The following is an 18,156-nucleotide window of genomic DNA, read 5'->3' as shown; positions in this document are numbered from 1 at the left end:
AATTTAAAATTCTTTTTCATGTGTAGAAGGTCCGTCAACAATTAGACGCCCCAGTTCATCAATCCACATCTCATCTATAAACACCACTCTCTCGCTGCCTGTTTTTTCTGTTCTACCATGATATACACAGTACATTTTACTATTATCTTTTGAACGGAATACCATATTATGACCGGTTCCGGTAACCTCACCACCTTTTGAGATGTTTTTTTCAAGTACAGGATTTTCTTTCGCTTTAACAAAAGGGCCAAGAGGATTGTCCGATATAGCATATCCTACTGCATAATGTTCACCTCCAAAGTAGTTGGCAGAGTACATCATATATATTTTCCCTTTATGTTCAAAGGCAAAAGAACCCTCAGTCCATCTGCGATTAACCTCACCGTTGGTTACGGAACGACTCTCCCACTCTGTCTGAGGATTGCTCATCTCATATGGTGGTTGTAACAACAATACTGGTTCGCCAATTACAGTAGTAAAGTCATTAGAAATCTCAACACCATATACCCAGCTCTCCTCAACCTCATTGAAAAGACCAACTGTCCGAGCCCAGTCGGCCACTTCACTTTTTACAGGGTGTTTATAGCAGCAGCGAGAATAATAAAGATATGTCTTCCCTTCATGTCTGAGTATGTTTGCATCAATTATTGGATAACCCGGATCAAACAAAGGTTTATCGGAAACCTCTTTAAAAGGACCGGCTGGACTATCTGAAACTGCAACACCTATGCGAAAATTCTCCAGCTCATTAGTTGGATTAACCTTCCAGTCTGCACTAAAAAACATATAATACTTATTATCTATCTCATAAACTTCAGGAGCCCAATAATTTTTCAATGTCCATGAATCCGGTTCACTGCCATCATATACCTGACCTACAAGTGTCCAGTCGGCCAGATTCTCCGAACTGTAAGCAACAAATCCCTTGTCAGTACCTCCTGTACCATACATGTAGTATTTACCATCAGAAGCAGATAATATAAAAGGATCGCCAAACTCCACAGGTAATGGATTTTTGTATACTGTTGAAACCGATTTCTTGCCTGAAGCTGAATTACATCCTGTTAGTAATAAAGAAAAAATAAGTGCGAGACCTATTCTGTTAAATAATTTTCTTGTCAACATACTTTATTAATATTATCAATGTTTTTTACAAAGATAGCATTGAAATCCTCAATTTTTGCATATAAAAACAAAAAAGGAAAAATCATCAGATGATTCTTCCTTTCTGTTTCTATTCAGCAGTTGCTGGTTTTATTTTACCTTATCAACAATTGCTTTAAAAGCTTCCGGATGATTCATTGCCAAATCGGCAAGAACTTTGCGGTTGATATCGATTTCATTTTTATGAAGCGCACCCATCAGGCGTGAATAAGACATACCGTTTTCACGAGCAGCAGCATTAATACGCTGTATCCATAGAGCTCTGAAGTTGCGTTTTTTGTTTTTGCGGTCACGATAGGCATAAGTAAGACCTTTTTCCCACGTGTTTTTGGCTACTGTCCACACATTCTTGCGTGCACCTATATAGCCTCTAGTTAATTTTAGGATTTTTTTCCTTCTGTTGCGCGATGCAACATGATTTACTGATCTTGGCATAATGTTACTTGTTTTGAATGATAGCGTTCCCTCTGTAAGGAGACTCTTTAGAGCTATGCATCCTGTTAATAAATCTCGTTTTGGGAAGCGTCAGAACTGACGTTTATTTCAAAGCTAATAGTGTTTTAATACTGTTTAGGTCAGCTTTGTTTACAAGGCCTGTTTTAGTAAGATTTCTCTTACGCTTCTTGCTTTTTTTAGTCAGAATGTGACTTTTAAAAGCATGCTTCCTCTTGATTTTTCCTGATCCGGTAAGGGCGAACCTCTTTTTGGCACCGGAGTTAGTCTTCATTTTTGGCATTTTGCTGTCTTGAATTTTAATTTATAACTAATTTTCGTTTTTTGTATACGAAAAAGTTTGCAAAAGTAATGATTTTATTTTCCTTACACAAGTAAAAACAGGTATTTTTATTTTAGTATTTGAATCATAACTAAAAACTTATAATAATTTTAGTCGTATGAACTAGAGCATATTAATGAATAATAACTACATTTGCTTCAAAACACAAAACTAATTAATTATCTAATTCATATAAAAAACAGTCATGATGAACAGAAGAAATTTTATCAGAAATGTATCTGCACTGTCTACTCTAACCATCCTCAAGCCAAACATCGTATTTGCCTCAAATAACAATTCTGCCGTAAGAATTGGACTCGTGGGCTGTGGATCACGTGCAAGAGGTATTCTTGGAAGTATGGCAGCAAATACAAACATTCAGATTACAGCTCTTGCTGATATTTTTGAAGACAAAGTGACCAACTGGCTTAGTTTTGCCAACGAACTTAATAGCAACAATGGTTTTGCTGCTGTTGATAAAAAGAGTTGCTACATAGGCTATGACTCTTACATGCGGTTACTTGAAAATAAAAACATTGATGCTGTAATAATAGCTTCCCCGGCTTACACACACCCTAAAATTACTGAAGATGCAGTAAAAGCTGGAAGGCATCTCTATTGCGAAAAACCAATATCGATAGATGCTGAAGGGTGTAAGCAGGTAATACGTACAGGAAAAAATATAAATGGAAGACTCTCTGCTTTTGATGGATTTCAGATTCGCTATGCTACTCCATACGTTGAGATGGCAAAGAGAATTAAGAGGGGCGACATTGGAGATATAGTTTCTGTTCAATTATACTATTTTTCATCTGGTGCCGAAATCTTACCTCATGAAGGCATGTCGTATGACGAATTGCGAATCAGAAATCATTACCATTTTCATGAAATATCAGGAGGATGTTACCTGGATCAGGCAATTCATATGATTGATGTATGCAATTGGATTTTAGGCACAAATCCTTTATATGCTATTGGTTTAGGTGGAAGAAAAGGAGGTCCTGATTTTGGAAATGCATGGACAAACTATCAGGTTATATATAAATACCCCAACGACATAAATGTTAATGTTCAATCATCAAAATTTGGGAATTACTTTGGAGATGTTTGTGCTAAATTTATTGGGACAGAAGGATACGCTGAAGCTCATTACAGCGGAGGAGTTTTTATTAATGGCAAGAACAGCTGGGACTCGGGCATTGTAAGATCTGCAAGTGATCTGACACCTGAATCTATTGCCAGGGGTGCAAGTTCCTCGTCACTGGACACAGCAGATCTCAACAAAGGCAAAGCCTTTATTGAGAGTATAGTTAGTGGGAATTATATTAATCAGCTTGAATCAGGTAGCAATTCTACTTTAACTGCTATACTTGGTAGAGAAGCCGCATCACGTCAGGAGAAGATTACATGGGATGAGCTGTTATACTCAGCACAAGAGATAGATCATGGCTTGAACTTAAAACAATTTACCGCAAAATAAAATATACCGGGGAGGTTACTCCTTCCCGGTATTCTCTTTTTTAGTACTGGATGATCCTTTTTTAGGAGTTAACATAATAGACATTCTTTTGCCTTCCATTATTGGCATATGTTCTACTTTTGCATAATCCTCAAGTTCATTGGCAAAACGCAGAAGTAACACCTCTCCCTGTTCTTTGAAAAGAATAGATCGTCCTCTGAAGAACACAAAAGCCTTAACTTTAGAACCCTCACTCAAGAAGTTCTTTGCATGTTTTAATTTAAAGTTATAATCATGATCATCTGTTTGTGGTCCAAACCTTATCTCTTTTACAGTAACCTTTACAGATTTAGCTTTTTGTTCTTTCTGCTTTTTCTTTTGTTGATATATAAACTTCTGATAATCGATTATTCTGCATACCGGAGGTTTGGCCATCGGAGCAATTTCAACAAGATCCAATTCCTGTTCATCTGCTATCCTCATTGCTTCTTTTGTGGGATAAATGCCTTCAGTTACATTTTCACCAACTAACCTGACTTCAGGTACTCTTATTCGTTCATTAATTCGATGTAGATCTTTTGAGTTATTTCTCATTCAGTACTTTTAATTTTTTCTGTTACTTAATTTTTCTTTAATAATTTATTAATCTGTTGTAGAATAAAACTTTACTCGGCGGCCCTGCCGGAATTCATCATATCTCTTACCTCTGCGAGTACTTCCTCGGCAAATGTACTTATTTTTACTGTACCTTTAACTTCACCTCCCTGTTTTCTCACTGAAACTTCCTCATTTTCTGCCTCTTTCTCACCTACAATAAGCAGATAAGGAATTCTTTTGAGCTCATTATCGCGGATTTTACGCCCTACCTTTTCGTTTCGGTCATCCACCTCAGCACGAATATCAAGTTTCTTAAGATCTTTAGCGATCTTATATGCATAGTCGTTGAACTTCTCACTAACAGGCAATACAACCGCCTGTGTTGGCGCCAGCCAGATTGGGAATTTACCAGCAGTATGCTCAATAAGCAGTGCAACAAACCTTTCCATAGAACCAAACGGAGCTCTGTGAATCATCACTGGACGATGCTTCTGGTTATCGGCGCCTGTATATTCCAGTTCAAAACGTTCGGGTAAATTATAGTCGACCTGGATAGTACCTAACTGCCAGCGTCTTCCTAAAGCATCTTTTACCATAAAGTCAAGTTTTGGACCATAGAAAGCGGCTTCACCAAGTTCAATCTTTGTTTTTAGTCCCTTTTCCTCACAAGCTTCAATAATTGCACGCTCTGCTTTTTCCCAGTTCTCATCTGTTCCTATATATTTATCTCTATTATTAGGGTCACGAAGAGATATCTGTGCTTCAAAATCTTTGAAATTTAGAGCATTAAAGATAATGAAAATAATATCAACTACCTTAAGAAACTCATCTTTTACCTGATCCGGTGTACAGAATATATGTGCATCATCCTGTGTAAAACCACGCACGCGTGTTAATCCGTGAAGCTCTCCACTCTGCTCATAACGATAAACTGTACCAAATTCAGCAAGTCGCAAAGGCAAATCTTTATATGAATGAGGAAATGTTTTATAAATTTCGCAATGATGAGGACAGTTCATTGGTTTAAGCAAGAACTCCTCTCCCTCTTCAGGTGTCTGAATAGGCTTAAATGAATCCTGACCATATTTTGCGTAGTGACCCGATGTTACATATAGCTGTTTATGACCAATATGTGGTGTTATTACCTGATCATAATCAAAATCACGCTGTATTTTTTTAAGGAAATCCTCAAGACGCAGCCTCAACTGAGTACCTTTAGGCAACCAGAGAGGAAGTCCGGAACCAACAGTTTGTGAGAATGTGAAAAGCTGCAATTCTTTGCCAATCTTTCTGTGATCACGCTTCTTAGCCTCCTCAAGTAAAACCAGATATTCATCCAGCAATTTCTTCTTGGGAAAAGTGATACCATAAAGTCGGGTCAACTGAGGACGTTTCTCATCACCACGCCAGTATGCTCCTGCTGCTGATAATACTTTTACCGCTTTAATATATGAAGTGTTAGGAAGATGTGGTCCCCTGCACAGGTCAGTAAAACTTCCCTGCGTATATGTAGTTATGGTTCCATCTTCAAGCTCATTTATCAATTCAACCTTATAGTTCTCATCACGTTCTGAGAACATTTTTACTGCCTCTGTTTTTGAGATACTCTTTCTTACTATATCCTCTTTCGCAGCAATAAGTTCCATCATCTTTTTCTCGATAATAGGAAAGTCTGCCTCCTTGATAGATACACCTTCTCCAGGATCAACATCGTAGTAGAATCCATTTTCTATTGCCGGACCAATTCCAAACTTAATCCCGGGATATAGCTCCTGAAGTGCTTCAGCCATAAGGTGAGCCGATGAGTGCCAGTACGCATGCTTGCCCTCTGCATCATCCCATGTTAAAATATTAACTTCAGAGTCATTTTCAATAGGGCGCGTCAGATCCCATGTTTCACCATTAACGCTTACTGCAAGTGCGTCCTGAGCCAGACGACGACTAATACTCTGAGCTATCTCTAAACCTGTAATACCTTTTTCATATTCCCTTACCGAAGCATCAGGAAATGTAATCTTTATCATCTTGTTTTATTCTTATTCTTTTTTATAATACAAAAGTAGTTATTTTGTTGAAATTAATTCTATTGCATACGCTTTATTATGCTATATGATTGCACGATACCCAATTCTCCCGCTTTTCGAAGATCGTCAAGACCATTTGAAGTTTCACCAATAGCCAGTCTTGAAATACCACGATTGAAATATGCTTCAGCAAACTGCGGTTCAATCTCTATAGCTTTTGTATAGTCGGCTATTGCAGCCCTATAATCTTTTTCTATTGTAAATATCTCTGCACGATTATAGTATGCATAAATAAAATTGGGATCTATTCTTAGAATCTCCTCATAATCTCTTAGAATTTCATCATAATGCACCGACCTCACTGATATTTCAGGTAATTTTGGTTTTCCTGTAATATCATTCAAAGCCTTTATTTGGTTATTACCGGCAACATCAGTAAAAGCAGATGATCCAGATAACTGATAATCATATTCTAGTTGCTCAGTACGTAACACTGCACGGGTAAAATATCCGATCAGCAGACCGGGATTCAACTCTAATGCCTTGCCAATATCTTTTATTGCATTTTCATAATCCTGAATCTGCATGAAATCCATCCCTCTTGCAAAGTAGAGAGAGTAATTCTCAGGATCTTTTTCAATTCTTGCAGAATAATCCTGTATGGACCTGAAATGTGTCTGTATCTGCACTTCATTTAAAGGAGCTTCATTATTGGTAGCTTTCAGGATCCAGTCAAGATTGAGACTGTTGTTAGACTTCTCAATAGACTCTGAGTAGTATACAGGACGACGTACATCGTGACTTCTCTCATAGTATGTAATCACAAATTTCGGTTCCAGTTCAACAGGAACATTCAGGTTTTGTACCCTGCCCCTGCTTTGTCTCTGATACTGGGTTGATTGTGATTTCTCCTCTCTGGATGTAACCAATAGGTTAAATTTCTCAATATCCAGATCTGTCTGATCTCGCGTCTCTTTCTTTTCTGGACCATCTGCTGATGCTGTATGTGCATTAGCCTCAAGTCTTCTCGCAAGATTGTAATCACTCTCAGCCCCTCTGAGATCATTTAACTCACGCTTAAGCTGCGAACGCATATAATAACCTGTAAAAAACTCCGGGTGAGTCTCCAAAACTATATTTAGATCATTAAGAGAACCGTCAATATTACCTATCTCGTTATTCAGAATAGCCCTGTTAAGGTAGGCAATAGTATTATCAGGCTGCAACTCAATCACCTTATCAAAATCTCTGATAGCACGATTATTATCAGCCACTTGTGCTCTCAGCAAACCTCTATTGAAACGTGCAATAAGATTATTTTCATCAAGCTCAATAACCCTATCATAATCAGCCATTGCTCCTCTCAAATCGTTCAGATAGTATTTGACCAATCCTCTGTTTATATAATTTCCTTCAAAGTAAGGATCAAGCCTTATAGCCTCATCTAAATCTGCAAGAGCCATATTATACTCCTCTTTGTGGAAGTATAGTAACCCACGTGCAGAAAAAGTCTGAGATGTATAAGGATCTATCTCGATAGCTTTATTCAGATCAGCAAGAGCTCTGGTAGTGTCGTTCATCTCCAGGTACATTTGTGAACGTGCCTGGTATCCGGGCGTATAATCAGGAAACCGACGCAGTAAAGCCTCAAAGAATTTCTCAGCAATATCATACTGCTTCATCTCAATATTTACAATACCCATATTAACCAGAGTTATCCTGTCTTCAGGAAAAAACTCCAAGCTTCGCTGGTAGTCAACCGCAGCACCTTCATAATCCTCCTGATTTTGTCTTGCAGCCCCCCTTAACTGATACGCAGCAGTATAATATGGGTTGCGAGCCAGACAATAAGTGGCATCTGTTTCTGCTCCCTTGAAATCATCAAGCATAAATTTTGATACTGCTCTGAAATAATAAGGTTCAGCCAGGTATGGTTTTGCTGTTATAACCTGATTAAAATATTGAATCGCCAAAACATAATCTTCAAAATAGAGTGCATTTTTACCAATAATCATTACACGGTCGGTATCCACCTGCGCAATAGAAGAAAATGATGAAATCGCTAATATTAAAGCTATAAGATATTTTTTCATTCTAAAATATTTGTAATACTAATATACAATATATTATCTGATTAGATTATAGTTTTGATTCAATATGAGTGCAAAAAATCTTTTTCGTTTAAAACAGGGTATTAGATTTATCTACATTTCATCAATCATCCTGCTGCCATCTTCCGTTTCCTGTATTGAAACTCTGACAGTATTTTCAGGCAAAAGCGACTCTACCAGCTCAGGCCACTCTATCAAGCATAAATTTCCACTATAGAAGTAATCCTCGTAGCCAAAATCATACACCTCTTCAAGTTTATTTATACGATAGAAATCGAAATGATATATTGGCAAACCATTACCCCCTCTGTATTCATTAATTATTGCAAAGGTTGGACTACCCACTGTTTCTGTCACCCCAAGCTCTTCACATAGGGCTTTTATAAAAGTTGTCTTACCGGCTCCCATACTCCCATAAAAGGCGAAAACCCTGTTCTCTCCCATAATCTTCAGAAACTCACGGGCAGCAGTACTGATCTCATCTAAATTCTTTATTACAATTTTCACAATAGTCTATTTTGGTTTTAATAAAATAAAAGGCACCATCATCTCTTCCAGTGAAACTCCTCCATGTTGAAAACTGTTCTCAAAATGGGTCTCAATTTGATTATAATTATTTGGATAAACAAAAAAATCCCGATTTAGTGCAAAGATATACCTTGTACTAATATTTGGTTCAGGTAATCCATAATTGGACGGATGAATTATATCAAATACTCTCTTGGGATCATAAGCCAGATTCTTTCCAAACTTATATCTTAAATTGGTGTTTGTCTCTCTGTCACCTACCACTTTCAATCCATTCTTGACCCGTATTGAGCCATGGTCAGTTGTAAGCACAGCCTTATAACCGGCACTTGAAATTTTTTTAAGTAACGACACTATAGGAGAATGCATAAACCACGATCTTGTAAGTGAGCGATAAGATGCCTCATCAAAAGTCAACTCCTTAATCATTTTTAGTTCACTCCTGGCATGAGAAAGCAGGTCTATAAAATTATAGACGATAACATTAAGATCATACTTCTCAAGCTCCCTGAATTTATCTGATAATTTACTTCCTTCTCTTATAGTATTTACTTTGTTATAAGAAAATGAGCTTGTTAGCCCACCCCTGTGTAACTGAGATTCTATAAGCAGATCCTCATAACCGTTCTTGGTGTTATCATCCGACTCATCTATCCAAAAGTCGGGGTATCTCTCTGAAATTTGTTTAGGCAGTAGCCCTGAAAAGATACTATTTCTTGCATAAGGCGTAGCAGTAGGTAAAATACTGAAATAGAGATTTTCCTCACAATCGAAATTTTCATAAACTATATCCTTAATTACCTCCCACTGGTCGAAACGGAAATTATCAATAAGTATAAAAAACAATTTCTCCCCTTTATCAAGGATAGGGAAGACATATTTTTCAAACAGGTCAGGACTGATAACCGGTCCTTCCTCACTCCCCTCTTTTTCACTTAACCACCTGTTTATCCATCGTTTGTAGTTTTCTCTTACAAACTTTGCAAATGCTATATTAGCTTCCGATTTTTGCATTTCCGGGAGCTCTTTTACAGGATAATCATATCGCTCTAGTTCAATCTCCCAGAAGACTAGTTTTCTGTACAATTCTATCCAGTCGCTGTCAGTTCTACTGCTCTTAATTGCCTCATCCAGGAGATTATATTCCTTTCTGTAGGTCTCTGAAACAGTCTCAGAAACAAGCTTCTTTTTGTCCAGTATTTTCTTGATTGAAGTAAGTACCTGAGTAGGGTTAACCGGTTTTATCAGATAGTCGGCAATTTTTTTACCAATTGCTTTATCCATAATACCCTCATCCTCACTTTTTGTAATCATTACAACAGGTACATTTGGAGACCTCTCTTTAATCTCAGCAAGAGTTTCCAATCCCGTCAACCCTGGCATGTGTTCATCCAGGAAAATCAGATCATATGACTTAGATTTGCACTTATTGATGGCGTCATGCCCATTGGTAACACATTCCGTGGTATACCCCTTTTCTTCTAAAAAAAGTATATGAGGCTTCAGGAGGTCTATTTCATCATCGACCCATAGAAATTGTGCTTTATTCATTTTTTGTTATCCCCTGGAATGCATGCATACTCATTTGGGACAAATTTATGCATTTCCAAACTTTCTCACAATCTTTTTCAGAATTTTAGTAGAGCTTCTCTTAACAGACTGATGTTTACAGGTTAACTTTTGAATCAACAGATTGAACTGTTGAATTTAATCCCTATCATTATTAATTGTAAATAAAAAGTGTATTTTTGTAAAGAGTAGTGATAAAAAAGATCTGGAGTTAATCCAACAGAAGAGCATAATCCTAAAAAGAATTCAATTAATATTACTTACTTATGAAATTATTAAACCTTCATGCAGCTTTTTTATTTTTAGCAATCTTTTTAACAGCCTGCACACAAAAATCGAATGAAATTTTTAATGGCAAAGACCTGTCAAACTGGGAGTTTGTAGTTGAAAACAATGCTGTTCATGCTGAAGAGGTCTTTTCTTTAAATGATGGCATTATCAAAATTAAAGGTGAACCATTTGGTTACATGTATACTAAAGAGAAGTATGCAGATTTCACTTTGGACCTGGAATACAGATGGGTAGGCGAAGCAACCAACAGTGGTGTTTTCTTTCTGATAGAAGAGACTAATAATCCATTCCCTAAAGGTGTTGAATGTCAACTTATGGCAGGTAAGGCAGGTGATCTGGTATTGCTCTCCGGAGCTGATTTGAATGAGTATGTACTGCCCGAAGGTGTTGAGGAGAGACCAGCATTTCCTGTAATTGAAAAACAAAATCCATCGAGTGAAAACGCTACGGGAGAGTGGAACAAGGTTCAGATAACTGTAAAAGATGGCAATATTACCGTAAAAGTAAACGGAGTACTGCAAAATATTGCTTCAAGCAATGTTAAAGAAGGGCATATCGGACTGCAAAGCGAAGGTAAAGCTATAGAATTCAGAAACCTGGTTATCAGCTAGAAGTTCTATATTCAAATTATACCAGGTGTTTTATTGTGTGAAACTAATTATTCGAGAATATGATAATATCAACACTGTCAAAGAAATATATCGATCAGGAAGAAAAATATGGTGCTCACAATTATCACCCGTTACCGGTAGTATTGGCAAGTGGAAAAGGATGCTATGTCTGGGATGTTGATGGGAAAAAGTATTATGATTTTCTATCAGCATATTCAGCAGTGAACCAGGGACATTGCCATCCCAAAATAGTTAATGCACTGAAAGAACAAGCTGAAACACTCTGCCTCACCTCACGTGCTTTTTATAATGACACGCTTGGTCCATACGAAGAATATATTCATGAATACTTTGGATATGATAAAGTATTACCGATGAATACCGGTGCAGAAGGGGTTGAAACAGCTCTTAAACTGGCTCGTAAATGGGGGTATTTAAAAAAAGGGATACCCAAGAACGAAGCAATTATTGTTGTTTGTGAAGGCAATTTTCACGGCAGAACAATTACGATTGTCTCATTGTCAACCGATCCAGATGCTCGTGCGGATTATGGACCTTATACTCCCGGGATTGAAGTTATTCCATACAATAACAGTGAAGCACTCTCATCGATATTTCAGGAAAAAGGAGAGTCAATTGCCGGTTTTCTTGTAGAACCAATACAGGGTGAAGCCGGGGTGTTTGTCCCTGATGAAGGTTATCTAAAAGAGTGCTATAATCTTTGCAAAAAACATAATATCCTTTTTATTGCTGATGAAGTGCAGACTGGAATTGCTCGCACAGGCAGATTATTATGCTGTGATCATGAAGGTATCAGACCTGACATTGTAATTCTGGGTAAAGCCATTTCAGGTGGAGTATTGCCAGTCTCTGCTGTATTGGCTGATGATGATATCATGCTTACGATAGAACCTGGTCAGCATGGCTCCACTTTTGGAGGATTCCCATTAGCCTGCAAAGTTGCTACTGCCGCACTTGAAGTTGTGAAAGAGGAAAATCTTGCAGAAAAAGCTGAATATTTAGGCAGGATATTTCGACAAGAGCTTGGTAAGATAAAAAGTCCCTTTATTAAAGAGATTAGAGGAAAAGGTCTGCTCAACGCCATTGTAATTGAACCTCATAATGGAAAAGAGGCGTGGGATGTATGTTTGAAAATGGCAGAGAATGGGTTGCTTGCAAAACCAACACATGGACATATCATACGTTTTGCACCCCCTCTCATAATTACAGAAGAGGAATTAAATGATGCTATTGGAATAATAGCAAAATCATTAAAATTGCTTGAATAATAACCAGTTACTTCTCATATATATATAGATTCAATATGCAGACAACATCAAAGATTCTTATGGTACGCCCTGCACGTTTTGCCTTTAATGAAGAAACAGCAGAGAACAACTACTTTCAGATACGATCCGAGTTATCAGATCAGGAATCTGAAAAGGAAAGAATTGCAGAGGAGGCAATTAAAGAGTTTGATGCTTTCGTTAATCTACTTAGAGCAAATGATGTTGATGTCACAGTTGTACAGGACACTCCTGATCCGTATACACCTGATTCAATATTCCCGAACAACTGGTTTTCGTCTCATTTCTCTGGAGAATTGGTACTCTATCCAATGTTCGCCCCAAACCGCAGGCTGGAGCGAAAGCCACACATCATAGAACTGCTTAAAAGAAATATGAACCACAGGAAAGTGGTAGATTTTACTTTTTGGGAGAATGAAGGTGAGTATCTTGAGGGCACTGGAAGTATGGTATTTGACAGACGTAAGAAAATTGCATATTGTTGTCGTTCACCACGTACATCAGAGAAAGTACTGGCCGATTTCTGCTCCAGAATGAATTTCCAGCCTGTTATTTTTGATGCAGTTGATAAAAACAATAACAATATTTATCACACAAATGTGATGATGGCAATAGGTATGCAGGTTGCTGTAATATGTCTTGAATCGATTAAAGATGAGGATGAGCGAAAAAAAGTTATTTCACAGTTAAACTCAACAGGTAAAATAATTGTTGATATTTCATTAGAACAGGTTTCACAATTTGCCGGAAATATGATAGAAGTAAAAAGTAGAAATGGCAGTCCACTGATGATCATGTCAGCTTCTGCGCATAATTCCTTAACATCATCGCAGGAAAATATTATATCAACATATAACAGAATTGTATCTGCAGAACTAGGTACAATAGAGAAAAATGGCGGTGGTTCAGCACGTTGTATGATTGCCGAAATCTTTTATTAAGAACAACTATTTTTATTTTAAGACCTTAACAACATATATTAGAATATTTTTACTTTCTTTGCTATAAAGAGTATACAACCCTATTAATCAAAAGAACTATGTCATTTAAATCAGAACTAAAAGAATTTTTAATGCGCGGCAGTGTCGTAGATATGGCCGTGGGTATTGTAATTGGAGGAGCATTCGGAAAGATTGTTACTTCTTTTGTGAATGATATTTTAATGCCGCCACTGGGTTTACTAGGAAGACAAGGACAATTTGCCGACTTTAAACTAGTTTTAAAACAGGCTGTTATGGAAGGATCGGAAGTGATTACGCCTGCTGTAACATGGAACTATGGCTCGTTTATTCAGTCAGTTGTGGACTTTGCAATTATCGGAACAGCTATCTTCCTGGTTATTAAAGCTATGAATTCGCTAAAGAGGAAGAAAGTAGAGGAATCTGCTCCTGAAACCCCACCTGAACCTACCAAAGAAGAAGTACTTCTTACAGAGATTCGAGATTTACTAAAGAATAAATAATTATTTTGGTAAACCGCTAGAAGTCTATCGATCACAAAAAAATTTATTTAGTCCCGGCCTTTCAGTTCGGGACTATTTATATATAAACTCAAATGCACATCACGGATACATAATCCAAGGCCTCCTAATAAAAATATGTGGTAGATATGAAGATAATAGAAAAAATAGAAAGTCAGAAAAATATTTTGTTATTTTTGTAACCAATCCATCAGTGGATGAGTCCTATTTACGAAAACAAAAATATTTACATTTTAAAACAAATAATTATGGATGGTTTATGGATACCGATTGTTGCAATCATATGTACAATTGGATTGCCTATCGTTACAGGTTTAGTATTAGGATTAAGATGGATGCAGACAAGGAACGAAGAACGAATGGGGTTAATTAATCAGGGAATCATTCCTCCCGATACACCCAGAAGAAAATCAGATCCAAATAAGATGGTTTCACTCAGAAACGGAATTGTTCTAATTGCACTTGGTATTGGAATAATTGTTGGATTCTTGTGCTCAGAGTATATGGTTATAGGTATGGGTAATGAGTTTTGGGTCACCGGCGCAAGCGTGGTATTTTTCCTTGGTATAGGTTATCTGGCATATTTTATGGTAACACAGAAAATGTCAGTGAAGAATCAAAGAGAAGAGCAAGAACAGGAATAACACTTTTCAATGAACGAGAATCATTGTGTGCAACAAGTACTTTCAGGCAATACTTCCGCATTCTCTTACTTTGTTGAAACTTATCAGGATATGGCAATCACAATAGCCTATCGGATTTGTGGCAATATGCAGGATGCGGAAGATGTGGTGCAGGAGAGTTATGTAAAAGCTTATAGAAACCTGCACAGTTTTCGCTCAGAGAGTAAGTTCTCAACCTGGTTCTATCGTATAGTCTACAATACAGCTGTTTCACATACAAAATCACAGATGTGGCTCAGTACAAAGGAAACAGAGATTGAGAATGCTGTACAGATAGGTTATGATGCACTTGATATTAAGATAGAAGATGTTGAACGCAATGAAATGGTTGCCGACATCATGCAAAAGATTCCAAAAGGTGATGCACTCCTGCTAACTTTATACTACATGGAAGATAATCCTGTAAAAGAGATAGCAGGCATTACCGGATTGAATGAATCTAATGTAAAAGTGAAACTGTTCCGTGCCAGGAAATTGTTTAAGGAGTTGCTATTAAAGCATTACCGGGATGAGACGGAGAATGTGATTGTAAATTAAATAATGAAGAATGTTATAATGGAAAATAATGATAAAAATAATGCAGAAGAGATAATCAAAAAGATGATTGAATCTTCAAAAATAAAGGCTCCTGAGAATCTGAAATACAGGATTATGCATCAGATTGAGACTGAGAAAGCATTTTCTACACAAAAGATTAATGAGCAGGCATCTGATAAAAAAGCTACAGGAAATGTTTTAAAGGATCTTGCTTCTATTTTCGGGACTATGTATGCTGTTTTGGCTGTAATTATTGCAACAGCTTATTTTATAAAAGGAAGCGAATTCCTGTTTTCTATTCAGTTTTGGGGATCAATAGTTTTTGTAGCATCGATATTTAGCCTTTTATGGTTAATATCCAGACTGGATGCAAATTTAAAAGAGAAAAGATCTTCTGAAAATCTGCATGAGAAAAACAGTACTTATTAATTAAATTATACTGTTTAGTTCACTATTCGTTTTCTAACCTTACCTTCGCTTTCTCCAAAATCTCTGGTGATTCTGCTGGAGGGTAATGCAGGTCTAGTGATTTAAACAGCTCAAGTATTATTTCGCCAACAGCAACACGTGTAAAAAACTTTTTATCTGCCGGAATTACATACCATGGAGCATACTGTTTTGAAGTTTTACTAAGCATCTCTTCATAAGCGGCAGTATAGTCGTCCCACTGCGACCGTGCCTGCAAATCAGCAGAACTAAACTTCCAGTTCTTATCAGGTTCATTGATACGGTCAAGAAACCTTTGTTTTTGTTCCTCTTTTGAAATATTCAGGAAGAATTTCAATATCCTCATTCCATTATTATAGAGATGTTTCTCTATAGCGTTTATACTCTCATATCTATTATCCCAGAAGCTCTGATCTATTTTATCTACTGATCCATATCCCGGAATACGTTCATTAAGAATCCACTGTGGGTTAACTTTAGTAGCAAGTACATTTTCGTAGTGCGATCTATTGAAAATTTCTATCATTCCCCTTTGTGGTAATTCTCTGTAATGGCGCCAGAAGTAATCATGCTCAAGTTCATTTTTTGTTGGTGTCTTAAAGCTATGAACCATGCAACCTTGTGGGTTTATACCCGACATAACATGACGAATCACTCCATCCTTTCCAGCAGCATCTCGGGCTTGCAAAATTATTAAGAGCGAGTACCTGTCATCAGCATAGAACATCTCCTGAAATTTCTTCAATTCCTTAATATTGTTCTTTATCTCCTCTTTTGCAGTTTTCTTATTATATCCACCATCCTCGAGTGTTGGGAAGTTGCTGAGCACCACCCTACTATCCTCTTTTACAAGAAGTTTGCTGTAGTTGTAATTCATCTCTTAATGTTTTGGTTAAAAAAAATCATTGGTAATATACTTATCTAAATCAGCTAATCAACCAATAGATTAATCAGCTGTTAAACTTTATACCCCTTGCAGCAACTGGTTGTAGAGCTTCTCATCAGAAATTATCTTCAGTCCTTCCAGGTAGATATCATTTTCATCATTTATAATTCTGAAGAAAGCAGATGAGTCATACAGATCTCTTGCCATCAAGGCTTTCAGTTGTACAAATATAAGATTCTGAGATTTTAAATATTCATCTTCATTCCACTCAACATCAACTTCAGCTGCAACAGTTTTTAACCTGTTTAACAAGTCATCAGAAATGTGGTACCCTTTATTAAATTCTTCTACATCAGAAAATTTACTTAAAAGAGATTTGCGGTTATTGTCAACCTCCCCAATTGCAACCCTGTTAATTACACCCCTTGCGTTTAGATTTGCATGGAACATTGTTCCGGAAGTTGTATCTATAGGTACATAATAGTCAGGCATTATACCACCCCCTCCATATACCGTACGCTCATTTATAAGAGTTTTATATTTAAGTGAATCAGGGAAATGAATACTGTCCACTTCAAACAATTCACCCTGATTATATCTGTTAATAAAATCCTGATTATATGCTTCAATGTTACCCTCCTCATATGGTTTCTGAATGCTCCTTCCCGAAGGAGTATAATATCTTGCAACAGTAAGGCGAATCATTGTTCCGTCAGGCAGTGGCAGTTGTCGCTGTACTAATCCCTTCCCAAAAGTTCTTCTACCTACAATAACCCCTCTGTCCCAATCCTGAATAGCACCAGCCAGAATTTCACTTGCAGAGGCAGAAGAGCCATTTACTAAAATTACCAGTTTTCCACCATTCAATTCATCAGTCCCAGTGGCATTCATTGTATATCTTGGCTGATTTTTACCTTCAGTATAAACAATAACTTTTCCCTCACCAAGAAACTCATCAGCAATTTCGTTGGCAGTCTGCAATATTCCTCCACCGTTATCTGTAAGATCCAACAAGAGATGCTTCATACCTTGCGATCTGAGTTTACTTTCAGCAGCTTTAAACTCATCAGCAGAGGAAATCCCAAACCTGCTCAGTCTGATGTAACCAATATTTTCTGACACCATGTATGCAGCGTCGATGCTGGTGATTGGAATCTTATCCCTAACTATCCTGAACTCAATCAAATCCTTTGACCCTCGCCTCAAGACCTTTACATTTACCGTAGTACCTTTAGGACCACGAAGCATCTTAACAACATCCTGGTTATTCATCTCAACCCCTGCAATCAGAGTATCTCCCACATATATAATCTTATCACCGGGCAATATCCCTACTTTCTGAGAAGGTCCACCTGCGATAACCTCCATCACATAAAGCGTATCTGTGAGCATATTAAATGATATACCAATACCATCAAAATTGCCCTGCAGTGGTTCATTCATTGCTTTAACCTCCTCTTCATTAAGATAGCTTGAGTGAGGGTCCAGCTCTCTCAACATAGCACGTACTGCAGATTCGGTAAGTTCTTTCGAATCAACATCATCCACATAAAGGTTTTTAATAAGTTGCAGTGTTCGCTCAAGTTTTATACCTTCTGGACTTGGTCTGAACTGTGCTGATGCACCAACAGAGGAAAGTAGAATACAAAGGAAAAGTCCGGTTATTTTTTTTAGCATCAATATGTCA

The 18,156-nt window shown here is 37.2% G+C and carries 18 protein-coding genes; 8 read left to right on the top strand and 10 right to left on the bottom strand.

All coding sequences use genetic code 11. The features are described from left to right. Positions 1 to 3: 3 nt before the first annotated feature. From BN1354_RS10865 to rpmI, 3 genes are all read right to left on the bottom strand, one after another. Positions 4 to 1,125: a glycoside hydrolase family 43 protein gene (locus BN1354_RS10865; RefSeq protein ID WP_053827121.1), complete on the bottom strand. Its 1,122-nt coding sequence runs from the start codon at positions 1,123 to 1,125 to the stop codon at positions 4 to 6. Positions 1,126 to 1,254: 129 nt separating this feature from the next. Beyond that, positions 1,255 to 1,599: a 50S ribosomal protein L20 gene (gene rplT, locus BN1354_RS10860; RefSeq protein WP_045090480.1), complete on the bottom strand. Its 345-nt coding sequence runs from the start codon at positions 1,597 to 1,599 to the stop codon at positions 1,255 to 1,257. A 103-nt stretch (positions 1,600 to 1,702) separates the two neighbouring features. Further along, the gene (gene rpmI / locus BN1354_RS10855; RefSeq protein WP_045090481.1) at positions 1,703 to 1,900 is read right to left on the bottom strand and encodes a 50S ribosomal protein L35; all 198 of its coding nucleotides are present in this window, start codon (positions 1,898 to 1,900) and stop codon (positions 1,703 to 1,705) included. A 244-nt stretch (positions 1,901 to 2,144) separates the two neighbouring features. Here rpmI and BN1354_RS10850 point away from each other — a divergent pair, with 244 nt between their 5' ends. Continuing rightward, positions 2,145 to 3,419 (top strand): Gfo/Idh/MocA family protein, encoded by a 1,275-nt coding sequence (locus BN1354_RS10850; protein WP_197272056.1) that lies wholly within the window; start codon positions 2,145 to 2,147, stop codon positions 3,417 to 3,419. Positions 3,420 to 3,434: 15 nt separating this feature from the next. On the opposite strand, the gene infC is transcribed toward BN1354_RS10850, so the two are convergent. The 5 genes from infC to porX all read right to left on the bottom strand — a co-directional run bounded on the left by infC (position 3,435) and on the right by porX (position 10,209). After that, a complete protein-coding gene (gene infC / locus BN1354_RS10845) occupies positions 3,435 to 3,992 on the bottom strand; it encodes a translation initiation factor IF-3 (RefSeq protein ID WP_053827120.1) in 558 nt (185 codons plus the stop codon). Between the two features lie 71 nt (positions 3,993 to 4,063). Further along, positions 4,064 to 6,019 carry a threonine--tRNA ligase gene (gene thrS / locus BN1354_RS10840; protein ID WP_053827119.1) on the bottom strand — a complete coding sequence of 652 codons (1,956 nt, stop codon included), beginning with the start codon at positions 6,017 to 6,019 and terminating at the stop codon, positions 4,064 to 4,066. 59 nt (positions 6,020 to 6,078) lie between these two features. Then, on the bottom strand, positions 6,079 to 8,112 hold the full coding sequence (locus tag BN1354_RS10835; RefSeq protein ID WP_053827118.1) for a tetratricopeptide repeat protein: 2,034 nt from the start codon (positions 8,110 to 8,112) through the stop codon (positions 6,079 to 6,081). Positions 8,113 to 8,223: 111 nt separating this feature from the next. Continuing rightward, complete coding sequence (gene tsaE / locus BN1354_RS10830) at positions 8,224 to 8,637, bottom strand: tRNA (adenosine(37)-N6)-threonylcarbamoyltransferase complex ATPase subunit type 1 TsaE (RefSeq protein WP_053827117.1); 414 nt, start codon at positions 8,635 to 8,637, stop codon at positions 8,224 to 8,226. Positions 8,638 to 8,643: 6 nt separating this feature from the next. Continuing rightward, positions 8,644 to 10,209: a T9SS response regulator signal transducer PorX gene (gene porX / locus BN1354_RS10825; RefSeq protein ID WP_053827116.1), complete on the bottom strand. Its 1,566-nt coding sequence runs from the start codon at positions 10,207 to 10,209 to the stop codon at positions 8,644 to 8,646. A 284-nt stretch (positions 10,210 to 10,493) separates the two neighbouring features. On the opposite strand from porX, the gene BN1354_RS10820 reads away from it, so the two are divergent. The 7 genes from BN1354_RS10820 to BN1354_RS10790 all read left to right on the top strand — a co-directional run bounded on the left by BN1354_RS10820 (position 10,494) and on the right by BN1354_RS10790 (position 15,565). Continuing rightward, positions 10,494 to 11,129, top strand: a complete 636-nt coding sequence (locus BN1354_RS10820; protein WP_053827115.1) for a 3-keto-disaccharide hydrolase — start codon at positions 10,494 to 10,496, stop codon at positions 11,127 to 11,129. Between the two features lie 59 nt (positions 11,130 to 11,188). Continuing rightward, positions 11,189 to 12,418, top strand: a complete 1,230-nt coding sequence (gene rocD, locus BN1354_RS10815; protein ID WP_053827114.1) for an ornithine--oxo-acid transaminase — start codon at positions 11,189 to 11,191, stop codon at positions 12,416 to 12,418. Between the two features lie 35 nt (positions 12,419 to 12,453). Further along, the gene (ctlX, locus tag BN1354_RS10810; protein WP_053827113.1) at positions 12,454 to 13,377 is read left to right on the top strand and encodes a citrulline utilization hydrolase CtlX; all 924 of its coding nucleotides are present in this window, start codon (positions 12,454 to 12,456) and stop codon (positions 13,375 to 13,377) included. A 98-nt stretch (positions 13,378 to 13,475) separates the two neighbouring features. Continuing rightward, positions 13,476 to 13,898: a large-conductance mechanosensitive channel protein MscL gene (gene mscL, locus BN1354_RS10805; RefSeq protein WP_053827112.1), complete on the top strand. Its 423-nt coding sequence runs from the start codon at positions 13,476 to 13,478 to the stop codon at positions 13,896 to 13,898. Positions 13,899 to 14,164: 266 nt separating this feature from the next. Then, complete coding sequence (locus BN1354_RS10800; protein ID WP_074010797.1) at positions 14,165 to 14,560, top strand: DUF6249 domain-containing protein; 396 nt, start codon at positions 14,165 to 14,167, stop codon at positions 14,558 to 14,560. 9 nt (positions 14,561 to 14,569) lie between these two features. Continuing rightward, the gene (locus tag BN1354_RS10795) at positions 14,570 to 15,136 is read left to right on the top strand and encodes an RNA polymerase sigma factor (RefSeq protein WP_045090492.1); all 567 of its coding nucleotides are present in this window, start codon (positions 14,570 to 14,572) and stop codon (positions 15,134 to 15,136) included. A gap of 3 nt (positions 15,137 to 15,139) precedes the next feature. Continuing rightward, on the top strand, positions 15,140 to 15,565 hold the full coding sequence (locus BN1354_RS10790) for a hypothetical protein (RefSeq protein ID WP_045090493.1): 426 nt from the start codon (positions 15,140 to 15,142) through the stop codon (positions 15,563 to 15,565). Positions 15,566 to 15,587: 22 nt separating this feature from the next. On the opposite strand, the gene BN1354_RS10785 is transcribed toward BN1354_RS10790, so the two are convergent. Together BN1354_RS10785 and BN1354_RS10780 are read right to left on the bottom strand one after the other, a co-directional pair. After that, positions 15,588 to 16,460 (bottom strand): polyphosphate kinase 2 family protein, encoded by an 873-nt coding sequence (locus BN1354_RS10785; RefSeq protein WP_045090494.1) that lies wholly within the window; start codon positions 16,458 to 16,460, stop codon positions 15,588 to 15,590. A gap of 87 nt (positions 16,461 to 16,547) precedes the next feature. Next, the gene (locus BN1354_RS10780) at positions 16,548 to 18,146 is read right to left on the bottom strand and encodes a S41 family peptidase (protein WP_045090495.1); all 1,599 of its coding nucleotides are present in this window, start codon (positions 18,144 to 18,146) and stop codon (positions 16,548 to 16,550) included. Between the last annotated feature and the right edge of the window lie 10 nt (positions 18,147 to 18,156).

It is taken from the genome of Lascolabacillus massiliensis (assembly GCF_001282625.1).
GTDB lineage: Bacteria > Bacteroidota > Bacteroidia > Bacteroidales > Dysgonomonadaceae > Proteiniphilum > Proteiniphilum massiliensis.
The sequence above is the reverse complement of the archived record's forward strand: the minus strand, read 5'-3'. Positions and strand labels throughout refer to the sequence as shown.

Bases quoted from the DNA above. Each gene is read 5' to 3' on its own strand.
- BN1354_RS10865 (WP_053827121.1), bottom strand. From the start codon at position 1,125: ATGTTGACAAGAAAATTATTTAACAGAATAGGTCTCGCACTTATTTTT.
- rplT (WP_045090480.1), bottom strand. From the start codon at position 1,599: ATGCCAAGATCAGTAAATCATGTTGCATCGCGCAACAGAAGGAAAAAA.
- rpmI (WP_045090481.1), bottom strand. From the start codon at position 1,900: ATGCCAAAAATGAAGACTAACTCCGGTGCCAAAAAGAGGTTCGCCCTT.
- BN1354_RS10850 (WP_197272056.1), top strand. From the start codon at position 2,145: ATGATGAACAGAAGAAATTTTATCAGAAATGTATCTGCACTGTCTACT.
- infC (WP_053827120.1), bottom strand. From the start codon at position 3,992: ATGAGAAATAACTCAAAAGATCTACATCGAATTAATGAACGAATAAGA.
- thrS (WP_053827119.1), bottom strand. From the start codon at position 6,019: ATGATAAAGATTACATTTCCTGATGCTTCGGTAAGGGAATATGAAAAA.
- BN1354_RS10835 (WP_053827118.1), bottom strand. From the start codon at position 8,112: ATGAAAAAATATCTTATAGCTTTAATATTAGCGATTTCATCATTTTCT.
- porX (WP_053827116.1), bottom strand. From the start codon at position 10,209: ATGAATAAAGCACAATTTCTATGGGTCGATGATGAAATAGACCTCCTG.
- BN1354_RS10820 (WP_053827115.1), top strand. From the start codon at position 10,494: ATGAAATTATTAAACCTTCATGCAGCTTTTTTATTTTTAGCAATCTTT.
- rocD (WP_053827114.1), top strand. From the start codon at position 11,189: ATGATAATATCAACACTGTCAAAGAAATATATCGATCAGGAAGAAAAA.
- ctlX (WP_053827113.1), top strand. From the start codon at position 12,454: ATGCAGACAACATCAAAGATTCTTATGGTACGCCCTGCACGTTTTGCC.
- mscL (WP_053827112.1), top strand. From the start codon at position 13,476: ATGTCATTTAAATCAGAACTAAAAGAATTTTTAATGCGCGGCAGTGTC.
- BN1354_RS10800 (WP_074010797.1), top strand. From the start codon at position 14,165: ATGGATGGTTTATGGATACCGATTGTTGCAATCATATGTACAATTGGA.
- BN1354_RS10795 (WP_045090492.1), top strand. From the start codon at position 14,570: ATGAACGAGAATCATTGTGTGCAACAAGTACTTTCAGGCAATACTTCC.
- BN1354_RS10790 (WP_045090493.1), top strand. From the start codon at position 15,140: ATGAAGAATGTTATAATGGAAAATAATGATAAAAATAATGCAGAAGAG.
- BN1354_RS10785 (WP_045090494.1), bottom strand. From the start codon at position 16,460: ATGAATTACAACTACAGCAAACTTCTTGTAAAAGAGGATAGTAGGGTG.
- BN1354_RS10780 (WP_045090495.1), bottom strand. From the start codon at position 18,146: ATGCTAAAAAAAATAACCGGACTTTTCCTTTGTATTCTACTTTCCTCT.